Genomic DNA, 12,675 nt, shown 5'->3' with positions numbered 1-12,675 from the left:
CACATAATGTACAATTGGGGACGAATCTTATATTTATTTTAGCTCTGCCCATCAAAAACCATTAACCCCATGATGATAGATTCGTGCCATTAGGCATCGTCTCAGTTTGCCCCCTTACGGACAACCGCAGGTCGCCGGTTCAAGTCCGGCCAGCAGCTCCAAAAAAAGCACCCAGAAATCCCTTGATTTCTGGGTGCTTTTTTGTTATTGCCCTCTTATTCAAACACCGCCTGAGAGATGTCGATACTCTGACCGCTGCGGTTGTCAATGTCCGTTCCATTGTGGGCAAAGACGCTCTCATGGAAGCTGATGGCTATATCCACCGGCGTTCCCTCCCAGAGAATGGCGGTGCCGTTTTCCGTGAAGCGGTTGCCGTCAAACTGGGAGTGGCTCACACTGCTCTGGCTGGCGTTGAAGTGGAAGCCCACCTCATTGTCCGTAAACGTGCAATAGCGGAAATTCAGCCAGGAATAGCCGTGGGGCAGCACAGCGGTCTTCCAGCCGGTAAAGGTGCAGCCCGTCAGGTGGACCCGGGCGGCGGCGGTGATCCCCACATTCTCCCGGCCGCTGCCCACAAAGTCAATGTCGCTGATCTCATTGATCCTGCCGTTGGCCCCGGTGGTGATGCGCAGCGTGCCGGTGAAAACGGTCCGTTCTTCCCCCTCAGTGTTGCCCAGCAGGTTCACCGGCCGCTTTCCGATGGTGAGTTCCCCCTCGTAGGTCACCGCCGGAAGATGGATATTCACAACCGCAGAGGGGTCCACCGTTTCACCGATCTCGTCGATAAGGGCCTGCAGCTCCCCGGCGGTCTCCATGGCATAGTCCTCCGGGTAGTAATCCAGCGTCTTGATGAGGCGGACCTCCAAGGTCTGGTGCAGCCGGATCACATCCCCGTTTTTCATGGTGATGGTCCATGTGCCCTGGGCTTGGTTGTCCCGGCCCAGAAAGTCGATAAAGCTGACCATGGCCGCCTCCGGGCAGTAGCCGTGGGGCGCGGGGTCGGTGTAGGTGATGTAGCCGCCCTCGTCCTCCGGGGGACCAAATTGGGCGGTGACGCTCTCCACCTTACCGAGAAAGGTGTTGGCGGCATTGGCGTCATTTTCGGTGTAGTTGATAAACAGGCAGGTGGGAAAACGGTACTCCCCGTTTTCCTCGGCCTCCTGATAGAGCCTAGGGGCCGGGGTAAAGCGGGTATCGCTCCAGCCCAGCAGAAGCTGATAGCTGCCGTCCTTGTCCGTATAGGTCACTGTGGCCGTGCCGCCGTCGTCGTATGTTCTGGGCCGGGTGCAGAGATACCACCCCAGCAAAAGCCCGATTACCACCAGCAGGGGCAGCCCCACCCGCAGGGCCTTCCGCCATGGAAAAGGCACAGGGACCTTCGCCTGGGCCCGCCGGTTGACGCTTTGGGCGCAGTGGAGACAGAACGCGGCCTCCCTGGGCAGGGCGGCGCCGCAGTGGGGGCATTGTTTCTCCATCTCAAAGCTCCTCCATCAGCCGAAGCACGTTTTTATACCGCTTTTCCGGGTTCACATGGGTACACCTCTCCACCACCCGGCCCAGCTTGCCCTCCGCCTGCTTTTTGGAGGGGTGCTCCCCGGTGAGCATCACGTTGATGAGGATACCCAGGGAGTAAATATCAGTCCGCAGGTCGGACTGGGAAAGGCCATATTGCTCCGGGGCGGCGAAGCCCGTGGTCCCCAGGATCTGGGTGTCGGTATCATGGGTCTCCTTGTGGAGCCGGGCGGCGTCGAAGTCGATGAGGATGGCGTCCGAGCCCCGGAGGATCACGTTTTCCGGCTTGATGTCCCGGTGGACGGCGGCCAGGGAATGGAGCACCCACAGCCCCCCGCAGAGCTGCTTTACGATCCGCCGGGTCTCCTCCGGGGTAAAGAGAGAAGCCTGCAGAAGAAAGCCCAGGGTATCCCCCTGGATAAACTCCTCCAGCACCAGATTGTCAGACTCCCCCACTGCCACCTCGTACACCGTGGGCAGGTTGGGGCAGGAGACCTCCAGCAGCTTTTGATAGACCTCCGGGTTCCCTGCGAACCGCCGGAGGATAAACTGCCGCCCGGTGGCCTTATGGCGGATGGAGCGCACGCTGCCCCGGGGGCTTTCCTTCAGAAGGCGAACCTCTTCATATTCCTCCCGAAGCGTATTTGTCAACCAGGTGTAAATAAGGATCACCCCAAAATTTGCGTTACTATGCAGCCAGCATATTGTTTTCCACATAAAAATCCTGTAAATTATTATAGAAGATTCCTTTTGAAAAGTAAAGTGGAGGTGAAGACGGTGAAGGAAAAAACCACCGACGATCTGAAGCGGGAGCTGATGAACGCCGCCGACATCGATACCTATATCAAGGAAAACCAGGCCCTTTTTGTGGATAAGACGGTCATCGAGCTGCTGGGAGAGCTGTACCAGCGCAAGTCCGTCCCCAAGGCGGCCCTTGCCAAGCAGGCAGGCATGAGCGAGGTCTATGTCCATCAGGTCTTTTCCGGCCGCCGCACCCCCAGCCGGGACCGGCTTTTGTGCCTGTGTATCGGGCTGGAGGCCACTTTGGAGGAGACCCAGCGGCTTTTGAAGCAGGCCATCTATGCCCAGCTCTATCCCGCCAACAAGCGGGACGCCATCATCATCCACGGCATTATCCACCGCACCAGCCTGTCCCAAATCAATGACAAGCTGTTTACAGAGGGAGAGAAGACCCTATTTTAACGCAAGGAGGAACCTACCACGAAAAAACGTATCCTATCCACCCTTCTGGCCCTGACCCTGTGTCTGGGCCTGCTGCCCGCCGCCGCTTTGGCGGAGGAGGACTGCACACCCAACATCGTGATCGGCGGCGGCTCCCCTGGGGAGCGTCCCCCCACGGACCCCTATAACGACCACATCGACGACCTGGCCGAGGCCGCTGAAAAGGGATATGCGCTCTCCTTCAGCGAAGGGGAGAACGGCTCTATTGACCTGGGCAGCGCCGAGTACGGCTACACCACTCCTCCGGCCAAGACCATCACCATGACCAACAAGGGAGACAAAAGCCTCTACCTCATCAGCACCGGGGTCTATGCCGTGGTTGTCACAATCGAGGGAGACGAGTACAAAAAGCAGAGCAACCTGAACTTCGATATACCCGTCTACGAGCTGGAGCCGGGCCACACCTACCACCTGAATATCGAGGCCCTGCCCAATATGGACGCCAAGACCCACCGGGCCTCCTTCAGCTTGGACTTCTCCTACACCTACCCGGCCAACCATTCCGCCCTGAAGGCCTGGGATCTGAGCTGCGATTTTGAAGTGACCTATACCATCACCTACGACGGGGACATGGGCGGCGATGTGCCCATCACCGTGAGCCAAGAATCTCTGGATTTCACGGCGGTGGAATGCGGCACCACCCAGGAGCAGACCTTCACCGTCACCAACACCTCCGACTGGGAGGTGGAGCTGCGGGGCTATGGGCTGGCCTCCTTTCTCCGCATCAACGGCCAAAAAACCCTGCCCACCACCACTTTGGCCCCCGGTGAGAGTATGACCCTTACCATTGCCGCTACCCCGGCGGAAACTTGGTCCTATTCTCACGACGAGGAATTGGAGCTGGAGTGGCTCTACAGGGTGGAGGGTGGCGGCAACCGGCAGAGCCACAATGGGAAGATCAAAATTCCCATCCATGTCCAGACCACCAAGGATGGCAAGATATCCGTGAGTCTGGGGCTGGAATCCCCTGCGGGTCCCTCCGGGTACCTTACCTCCATGGACGGCGCCACCACCTACTGGGGCAACGAGAGATTCGACATTCCTGTCGGGGAGAGCCTCAGCTTGAAGGCGGTGCCCTTTGACAAGGAGCACGGCTATGTGCTGGCAGTGGCTAAGCGCCGGGGGAACAGTGACGCCGACGGCTACGACTATATCGGGCATGACGACGTCATCACCTTTGAAAATGTGTCCGGGGACCAGCGGATCAAGGTGGCCATCGCCTCCGGCCAAAAGCCTCCCGCCGACTGGGCACGGGACGCCATTGGCCGGGCCTACACCTTGGGCCTGTTCCACCCCAATGGGATGCCCGGCTTCCACGGCGGCGGCGGGGTGGACACCGAACTGCCTGGCAGCAGTTTTGACGACCCCATCAGCCGGGCGGATTTCTGCAAACTGGCGGCACAGCTCTATAAAACGGCGGTGGACTACCACGAAAACCCATTCTCCGGGGCAAATGCTTCCTCCATCGAGCCGCCCACCTTCACCGATACCAGCAGCCGCGAGGTGCGGGAGATGGCCTACCTGGGGGTAGTCACCGGCGTGGGGGCAGAGACTTTTGACCCCGACGGTCAGCTGACAAGAGAGCAGGCCGCCGCCATCCTCTCCCGGCTGGCGGGGGTGCTGGGCATCGATCTGGACAAGGCTGCTCCCACCTTTGACGACAACGGCTCCATCGCCTCCTGGGCCAGCGAGGCCGTGGGAGAGATGCAGGCCGCCGGTATTATGAGCGGCCTGGGCAATAACCAGTTCGGCCCCCAGGGGCCCTATAGCTGGGAGCAGTCCATCGTTACCCTCATGCGGCTTTACGATATGACGCTGTAGCAAAGGAAGGAGAACACACCATGAAAAAACGTATCCTATCCACCCTTCTGGCCCTGACCCTGTGTCTTGGCCTGCTGCCCACCGCGGCTTTTGCGGCTGGGGACAGCTACGGACCCGATGAGGAGGGCTGGGGTTACACTACCAGCGAGAAAGTCATTGACCTGGGAGATATCTCCTATGACGGGACGGAAAAGGCCAAGTGCGGCAGTTTTGTCATCTCCATTGAGAACACCGGCTCCCAGACTTTGGCCTCCGAAGCCTTTACGAGCACGGCCAACGGCCTTGTCTACCATCTGCCCGCCATCTCCATCCAGCCTGGGGACAGCGCCGATGTGACCATTCAGTACACCGTCCCCGCAGGCAGGGACTATAAGGCGTATGAGGATTTCTTCTATATTCTTTTTGACGATGCACCTGTGGAAAGTATGATCCAGTTCCTGCCCCAATTCACTCTGGTGGAAGCTAACTCCTCCTCTGGTTCCGGCAACTACGGCGACAATGTGTTTGTGGACGAGTGGGGCAACCGCTATCAAGGCGTCCAGACCCAGCCCGGCGGCACCTCCTCCGGCAGCGGCGACGCCGGTACCCTCTCCCCCAGCGAGGCCAAAAGCCAGTATGGCATTTCCATCAGCCCCAGCCATGTGGACTTTGGCTCCTGCTTTGTGGGAGACAAGGTGGACCCCATCACCATCACCATTACCAACAACGGCAGCCACTCCGTGGACCTCGACTACCGGGGCGGGCTTAAATGCGATGACAAAGTGCTGCATGTCTACGACTACGGCAGTAAGGATCTGGCCCCCGGAGAGTCCAGAGACCTCAAGGTGCGCCTCGATACATGGGACGCGGCCTCCGGTACCGCCCATATGGAGGCCAGACTCCTGCTGGACGGCTACGCCTGGTCCGGCATGGTGGGCGGTGGCTTTGGTGTGGGCAAGTCCGGCACCTCCCTGAACATTTCGGACTTTCTCACCGTGGATTACGAGGTCAAGGATCTGTCCGATGTGAAGAAGGGGGACATCGACTGGACCATCAGCGCCGGCTCCATAGATTTCGGCGTCTCGGATGTTCCCTTTGAGGGCGCGGGCTTTCACAAAGCAGAGAAAGAGACCATCACCATCACCAACCAGGGCAGCCTTCCCTTCCGGCTGGAGGCGGAGGTGGACACCTCCGCCTGCGAGCGGAAGGACAAGGACAGGATCTTTAAGACTACTATCGGCTCTGACTACAGAATGGTGAAGGCTGGCGAATCCACCGAGGTGATCGTATGGGCGGACTCCGGAAGCTGGAGTCCCGGCGTGGTGGAGGGTGTGCTGAAGTTCACCGCCTATTACCCGGACTCCAAAGAGCAGAATACCATCACCGCCGACATCCCCCTGTCCATCAAATATCTCTATGACGGGGGTTATGTGATCGCAAATAGGAGCGACAATAGCTACGGCACGGTAAAGACCTCCGACGGTATTAGCCGGGACCCTTACAGCGGCAACAGCCGGTTCACGGCCAAGGAGGGCTCCAGCGTCACCTTTGTCATGACCCCCTACGACCCCACCGCCTACCATGTCTCTGACATCAAGATCAACGGCAAGAGCGTGGGGACAAACGGCCTTGTGAACAACACCTACACCATCTCCAACATCCGGGACAACTATGAATTTGAAGCCATCTTTGCCCCCGGCGCGGCCCCCAACCCCCAGCAGCCCGCCACAGGGGCCGCTGAGCCTGCCGGTTGGGCCAAGGTTTTTGTAGAGCAGGCCATTGCGGAAGGGCTTCTGCCCGCCGAGCTGCAAAGCGCCTACGACCAGCCCATCACCCGCCGGGAGTTCTGCCTGCTGGCCGATGCGCTCTATACCAAGGTGAAGGGCGGCGCGGCTCCGGTAGACGCCACCGTCACCTTCACCGACACCACCGACCCCGCCATTCTCCGCATGGCCTCGGCCAAAGTGGTCAATGGTGTGGGAAATGAGTTGTTTGATCCCAACGGTCAGCTGACAAGGGAGCAGGCCGCCACCATGCTCTCCCGGCTGGCGGCAGCCCTGGGGAAACCCCTGACGGACAGCGCTCCCACCTTCGACGACAACGGCTCCGTGGCCGGTTGGGCGAGCGCCGCCGTGGGACAGATGCAGCTCAGCGGCATCATGAGCGGCACAGGCAACAACCAGTTCTCCCCCCAACAGTCCTACACCCGGGAGCAGTCCGTCGTCACCATCGTGCGGATGTATAACCACACGATGTAAAAAAGAGCGATCCATCTCCGGCTTGATATCCCGGTGAACGGCGGCCAGGGAGTGGAGCACCCACAAACCTTCGCAGAGCTGCTTCACGATAAGCTCTAAAATGGTTGTCAAGGACGCTATCCTCCGCATAATCTGGTAAAAAGGAGGATTTCTATGGATCATTTTTCGTCCTGCGGCAATTCAAAGCTCCATCTTCTCTCCGTCCTGCGCGGCAGACCGCGGGCGGCGGCAAAAATCGTGGGCAGCGAAAGCTACCCCGATATATCAGGCAGCGTGCGATTCTATCAAACCTGCGCGGGCGTGATCGTCCGGGCCGAAATCAGCGGTCTTCCCCATTCCGACCTCCCCTGCCAGGGGCGGATCTTCGGGTTCCACATTCATAAGGGAACCGACTGTGCAGGCAGCATGGACGATCCCTTTGCGGACGCCATGTCCCACTACGATCCGGGCGACTGCGCCCATCCGTACCACGCCGGCGACCTGCCGCCGCTGTTTGAAAACGACGGGTTTGCCCTCTGTGTGTTTCTCACGGATCGCTTTGATGTAAATGAGGTGATCGGCAGAACGGTCATCATCCACGACCACCCGGATGATTTTACCACGCAGCCATCGGGCAATTCCGGCACGAAGATCGCCTGCGGCGTGATCCGTGGAACGGCAAGTTCCCGTCCGTAAGAGTCAGCTCCGTCCCCGCGCTTGCTCTTGCGTCTCCATTACGGGAAAAAGCAAAAAAGGCCCGTCCCCCAGGGGACGGGCCTTTTTTTGCTTCAATTTTTTGCCGTGAGCGCCTTATTTCACGCCCATCCAGCCGGAGATGACCATGCGCTGGACTTCGCTGGTGCCCTCATAGATCTCGGTGATCTTGGCGTCGCGCATAAACCGCTCGAAGGGATACTCCCGGGTGTAGCCGTAACCGCCGGTGAGCTGAAGAGCGCGGCGGGTCACGTCGGAGGCAGTCTCAGCGGCCACCAGCTTGGCCATGGCGGCCAGGTGGCTGTGGGGCTCGTGATCCTGCTTGGCCTGGGCGGCCCGGTAGACCAGCAGCCGGGCGGCGTCGGTCCTGGCCTGCATGTCGGCCAGCTGGAACTGGGTGTTCTGGAACTGGCTGATGCGCTTGCCAAACTGGACGCGCTCGCTGGTGTACTTCACGCACTCGTCGATGGCGGCCTGGGCGATACCCAGAGCCTGGGCGGCAATGCCGATCCGGCCGCCGTCCAGGGTCATCATGGCCACCTTGAAGCCCTTGTTCAGCTCGCCCAGCAGGTTCTCCTTGGGCACGATGCAGTCCTCAAAGACAAGCTCGCAGGTGGAGGAGCCGCGGATGCCCATCTTCTTCTCGTGGGCGCCCACCTTGAAGCCGGGGAAGTCCTTCTCCACGATAAAGGCGGAGATGCCCTTGGTGCCCAGGCTCTTGTCGGTCATGGCGAAGACCACGAACACGTCGGCAAAGCCGGCGTTGGTGATGAAGATCTTGGAACCGTTGAGCACCCAGTGGTCGCCCTTATCCTCGGCGGTGGTCTTCTGCATGGCGGCGTCGGTGCCGGCGCCGGGCTCAGTCAGGCCGAAGGCGCCCAGCTTCTCGCCGGTGGCCAGGGGCGGCAGATACTTCGCCTTCTGCTCCTCGGTGCCGAAGTTGAAAATGGGCCAGGCGCACAGGGAGGTGTGGGCGGAGACCATCACGGAGGTGGTGGCGCAGTGCTTGGCCAGCTCCTCACACACGCCGATGTAGTTGAGATAGGTCAGGCCGGCCCCGCCGTACTCCTCGGGGAAGGGAACGCCCATCATGCCCATCTCAGCCAGCTTGTGCCAGGTCTCCTCAGGGAAGCGCTCGTTCTCATCCACCTCGGCGGCGATGGGGGCGACCTCCTTCAGGCAGAAATCATGGAGCATATCCAGAATTTCCTGCTCTTCCGCGCTAAAATGAAAATCCATACTGTTTTCCTCCTTTTAATTGGCCAATTGTGAAGTTTTAGACAATGTCTAAATATGACCTTGCGCCGCTCTCAGATGCTCGGGGAGGGCGGCGCAAGGAACGAACAAGGGATATTGTTTCGCTTAGGCCCGGGCCTTCTTGATCTCCTCAGTGAGGACAGGCAGTACCTCAAAGAGGTTGCCCACCACGCCGTAGTCGGCCACATCGAAGATGGGGGCGTCGGGATCCTTATTGATGGCCACGATGCAGTCAGAGCCGCTCATACCGGCCAGGTGCTGAATGGCGCCGGAGATGCCGCAGGCGATGTACAGCTTGGGGCCGACGGTCTTACCGGTCTGGCCCACCTGGTGGCTGTGGGCGATCCAGCCGGCGTCCACGGCGGCACGGGAAGCGCCCACGGTGGCGCCCAGCACGTCGGCCAGGGCCTTCACGGGGGCGAAGCCCTCGGGGCCGCCCACGCCGCGGCCGCCGGAGACGATGATCTCCGCGCCTTCCAGATCCACCTTCTCACTGTCCATGTCCTGGATCAGCTCCAGGATCTGGGTGCGGATATCCTTGGCGTCCACATGGATGTCTTCCTTGATGATCTCAGCGGCGGCGGCAGTGGCCTCAGCCTTCTTGAACACGCCGGGACGGACGGTGCCAATCTGAGGACGGTGATCGGGGCAGAGGATGGTGGCCATCAGGTTGCCGCCGAAGGCGGGACGGGTCCAGGCCACGTTGCCGCTCTCCTCATCAATATCCAGGGCGGTGCAGTCGGCGGTGAGGCCGGTGTTCAGACGGCAGGACACCCGGGGGCCCAGATCGCGGCCGTTGTTGGTGGCGCCGATCATCATGCTGGTGGGGCCGTACTTCTCCACCAGAGTGCACAGCGCGATGGCATAGGCGTCGGTGCTGTACTGCTTGTACTCGGGGCCGTCCACCACGATCACCTTGTCGGCGCCATGGGTGGCGGCGTCGTTGACGGCGGCGTCCACGCCGCTGCCGATGACAACGGCCACCAGCTGGCCGCCCTGCTTGCCAGCCATCATCTTGCCGGGGCTGAGCAGCTCAATGCCCACGTTCTTGGCGGTGCCGTCCTCGTTGGTCTCAACAAATACCCACAGGTCTTTGGTCTTTGCTTCCATTGTACGTCCCCTCCCTTAAATAATGCTGGCGCCGCTGAGCAGCTCGAAGAGCTTCTTGGCGCTGGTCTCGTTGTCGGCCTCCTGGATCTTCACGCCGCCGGTCTTCTTCTGGGGCACGAAGGTCTTCTTCACATGGGTGGGAGAGCCTTTCAGGCCGATGCGGGTGGTATCCATCTCGGGGAACATGGTGTCGTCCAGAGTGGGGATCTCAGCCCGGTTGGCGGCCATCTTCCGCTTGATGGTGGGATAGCGGGGATCCCAGGCGGGCTTGGTGTATGTAATCACACAGGGGAACTTGATGCCGATGACGGCCTTGCCGTCCTCCATCTCCTTGGTGACCTTGAGGGTGTCGCCGTCCACCTCGGCCTCCAGGCCGTAGGTGACCTGGGGATAGCCCAGATGCTCGGCGATCTCGGGGCCCACCTGGGCGGTGTCGCCGTCGATGGCCTGCTTGCCGCAGAAGATAGCGTCAAACTTGCCCTCGGTCTCCTCGATCTTGCCGATGGCCTGGCTCAGGATGTAGCTGGTGGCCAGGGTGTCGGAGCCGCCGAAGGTGCGGCCGGAGACCAGATACGCCTTGTCGGCGGCGATGGCCAGGCACTCCTTCAGCACGGCCACGGCCTGGGGCGGGCCCATGGTGACGGCCACGATCTTGGTATCAGGATCCTTATCCTTGATGCGGGCGGCCGCCTCCAGAGCATACCCGTCAAAGGGATTGAGGATGCTGGGAACACCATCGCGAATGAGGGTGTTCTTCACCGGATCGATCTTGATCTCTGTCGTGTCCGGCACTTGTTTCACGCAGACAAGAATATTCATGCTTTGTTGTCCTCCCGTCTAAAAATTTGTGGCAACTCGCATCCTTTATGATATATCCTTTTTTTGAATTTTGCAATAGTTTCCGCAAATTCATTCTTCAGGATTTTGCAATGATTTTTACAAATTCTGATAAATTTCCCCCACGCCCCATTTTCAAAATCCCTCCTTGCTTTTTTAGGGGAAATATGATATATTACAAACACTATACGGAACAGGGGTGGAAGGATGCGCAAGTTTTCCTGCAAGTAAAACGGAATACGTGACAGCACCGGCTTTTTACGGCGTTGTTGCGCCCATTGCAGGAAGGCGATACGGTCATCCCCGCTCATAACAGTCTTACACCGCCCCTTGGGGGACGGTATATTTACGCTGTAAAGAGCCGCAGGAATCGACTTTCCTGCGGCTCTTACTTTTTTATCATTTTATCGCTGCGGAGGTATTGCCATGTCTATTATAAAGGTAGAGGGACTCTCCTTCACTTATCCGGGCAGCTATGATCCGGTCTTTGAAAATATGAGCTTCCAGCTGGACACCGACTGGAAGCTGGGCTTCGTCGGCCGAAACGGCAGAGGAAAGACCACCTTTCTGAACCTTTTGATGGGGAAGTACGAGTACGGCGGCTCCATTACCGCCTCGGTAGAGTTCAGCTGCTTCCCCTACTCCGTGCCGGACAAAAGCCGGCCCACTTGGGAGATCCTGGAGAGGGTCTGCCCCCAGGCGCAGGAGTGGGAGCTGCTGCGGGAGCTGTCCCTTCTGGCGCTGGATGCCGAGGCGCTGTACCGCCCCTTTGACACCCTCTCCAACGGCGAGCAGACAAAGGCTCTGCTCGCCGCCCTCTTCCTGGATGAGGGGCGTTTTCTCCTCATTGACGAGCCCACGAACCACCTGGACGCCAAGGCTCGGGAGCTGGTGTCCGCCTATCTGGCCCGGAAGAAGGGCTTCATCCTGGTCTCCCACGATCGCCGGTTTTTAGACGGCTGTGTGGATCACATTCTCTCCCTGAACCGGACAGACGTCGAGGTGCGCGCCGGCACCTTCTCCGCCTGGCTGGAGGATTTCCAGCGCCAGCAGGACTTCGAGCTGCGCCAGAGCCAGCGGCTTCAAAAGGACGTAAAGCGGCTCAGGGAGGCCCAGCGGCGCACCAGCGTCTGGTCGGATAAAGTGGAGGCCACCAAGAACGGCTCCCGAAACTCCGGTCTGCGGCCGGACAAGGGATATATCGGCCATCAAGCCGCCAAGCTGATGAAGCGCGCCAAGGCCATGGAGGCGCGGCAGGAAAAGGCGCTGGAGGAAAAGGAAGCGCTTCTGAAAAATCAGGAGACCGTCCAGGCCCTGAAGCTCTCCCCCCTCTCCTACCATGCCGACCGGCTGGCCGCCTTTACCGGCGTATCCGCCTGCTACGGCGGCCCTCCCGTCTCTCCCCCTGTGACCTTTGAGATCCGGCGGGGCGAGCGCATCGCCCTCTCCGGTCGGAACGGCAGCGGCAAGAGCAGCCTGTTAAAGCTCCTGACCGGGGCGGACATGGATCACACTGGCCGGCTGGAGCGGGGAGCCGGCCTCATCGTCTCCTATGTGCCCCAGGACACCTCCCATCTGACCGGGTCTCTCGCTCAACTGGCGGCGGACAGCGGCATTGACGAGAGCCTGTTCAAGGCGGTTCTGCGAAAAATGGACTTTTCCCGCACACAGTTTGAGAAGGATATGGAGGACTTTTCCGCGGGGCAGAAGAAAAAAGTCCTCCTGGCCAGAAGCCTCTGCCAGCAGGCCCACCTCTACCTCTGGGACGAGCCGCTGAACTTCATCGACCTGTACTCCCGCCTGCAGATCGAGGCCCTGCTCCAGAGCGCCTCTCCCACCATGGTCTTCGTGGAGCATGACGCCGCCTTCCGCCAGGCCGTGGCCACAAAGACCATAGAGCTGTAACGCCGAGAAGGGGGGGGGGGGGGGGGGGGGGGGGGGGGGGGGGGGGGGGGGGGGGGGGGGG

11 protein-coding genes are annotated in these 12,675 nt (G+C 60.1%); 5 read left to right on the top strand and 6 right to left on the bottom strand.

What is annotated here, in order from left to right; genetic code table 11:
• Positions 1-215: 215 nt before the first annotated feature.
• Together NFR87_RS08320 and NFR87_RS08315 are read right to left on the bottom strand one after the other, a co-directional pair.
• Complete coding sequence (locus NFR87_RS08320) at positions 216-1,475, bottom strand: hypothetical protein (RefSeq protein ID WP_251448882.1); 1,260 nt, start codon at positions 1,473-1,475, stop codon at positions 216-218.
• 1 nt (position 1,476) lies between these two features.
• Positions 1,477-2,184: a serine/threonine protein kinase gene (locus NFR87_RS08315; RefSeq protein WP_251448880.1), complete on the bottom strand. Its 708-nt coding sequence runs from the start codon at positions 2,182-2,184 to the stop codon at positions 1,477-1,479.
• Positions 2,185-2,262: 78 nt separating this feature from the next.
• Here NFR87_RS08315 and NFR87_RS08310 point away from each other — a divergent pair, with 78 nt between their 5' ends.
• From NFR87_RS08310 to NFR87_RS08290, 4 genes are all read left to right on the top strand, one after another.
• The gene (locus tag NFR87_RS08310; RefSeq protein WP_251448878.1) at positions 2,263-2,715 is read left to right on the top strand and encodes a helix-turn-helix domain-containing protein; all 453 of its coding nucleotides are present in this window, start codon (positions 2,263-2,265) and stop codon (positions 2,713-2,715) included.
• A gap of 87 nt (positions 2,716-2,802) precedes the next feature.
• Positions 2,803-4,575, top strand: a complete 1,773-nt coding sequence (locus NFR87_RS08305) for an S-layer homology domain-containing protein (RefSeq protein ID WP_251448876.1) — start codon at positions 2,803-2,805, stop codon at positions 4,573-4,575.
• 20 nt (positions 4,576-4,595) lie between these two features.
• The gene (locus NFR87_RS10465) at positions 4,596-6,812 is read left to right on the top strand and encodes an S-layer homology domain-containing protein (protein ID WP_277613136.1); all 2,217 of its coding nucleotides are present in this window, start codon (positions 4,596-4,598) and stop codon (positions 6,810-6,812) included.
• 153 nt (positions 6,813-6,965) lie between these two features.
• Positions 6,966-7,487 carry a superoxide dismutase family protein gene (locus NFR87_RS08290; protein WP_251448874.1) on the top strand — a complete coding sequence of 174 codons (522 nt, stop codon included), beginning with the start codon at positions 6,966-6,968 and terminating at the stop codon, positions 7,485-7,487.
• A gap of 114 nt (positions 7,488-7,601) precedes the next feature.
• Here the strand turns inward: NFR87_RS08290 and NFR87_RS08285 are convergent, their stop codons facing one another.
• From NFR87_RS08285 to NFR87_RS08270, 4 genes are all read right to left on the bottom strand, one after another.
• Positions 7,602-8,744: an acyl-CoA dehydrogenase gene (locus NFR87_RS08285; protein ID WP_251448873.1), complete on the bottom strand. Its 1,143-nt coding sequence runs from the start codon at positions 8,742-8,744 to the stop codon at positions 7,602-7,604.
• A gap of 123 nt (positions 8,745-8,867) precedes the next feature.
• The gene (locus tag NFR87_RS08280) at positions 8,868-9,872 is read right to left on the bottom strand and encodes an electron transfer flavoprotein subunit alpha/FixB family protein (RefSeq protein WP_251448871.1); all 1,005 of its coding nucleotides are present in this window, start codon (positions 9,870-9,872) and stop codon (positions 8,868-8,870) included.
• Positions 9,873-9,887: 15 nt separating this feature from the next.
• Positions 9,888-10,691 (bottom strand): electron transfer flavoprotein subunit beta/FixA family protein, encoded by an 804-nt coding sequence (locus NFR87_RS08275; protein ID WP_251448869.1) that lies wholly within the window; start codon positions 10,689-10,691, stop codon positions 9,888-9,890.
• Complete coding sequence (locus NFR87_RS08270; RefSeq protein WP_251448867.1) at positions 10,688-11,020, bottom strand: hypothetical protein; 333 nt, start codon at positions 11,018-11,020, stop codon at positions 10,688-10,690. The genes NFR87_RS08275 and NFR87_RS08270 overlap by 4 nt, the downstream gene beginning before the upstream one ends.
• A gap of 115 nt (positions 11,021-11,135) precedes the next feature.
• Here NFR87_RS08270 and abc-f point away from each other — a divergent pair, with 115 nt between their 5' ends.
• A complete protein-coding gene (abc-f, locus tag NFR87_RS08265) occupies positions 11,136-12,614 on the top strand; it encodes a ribosomal protection-like ABC-F family protein (protein WP_251448865.1) in 1,479 nt (492 codons plus the stop codon).
• The last annotated feature ends 61 nt before the right edge of the window (positions 12,615-12,675 follow it).

Source organism: Vermiculatibacterium agrestimuris (assembly GCF_943193085.1).
Lineage (GTDB): Bacteria > Bacillota > Clostridia > Oscillospirales > Oscillospiraceae > Vermiculatibacterium > Vermiculatibacterium agrestimuris.
This window is presented reverse-complemented; position numbering and strand designations above follow the sequence as displayed.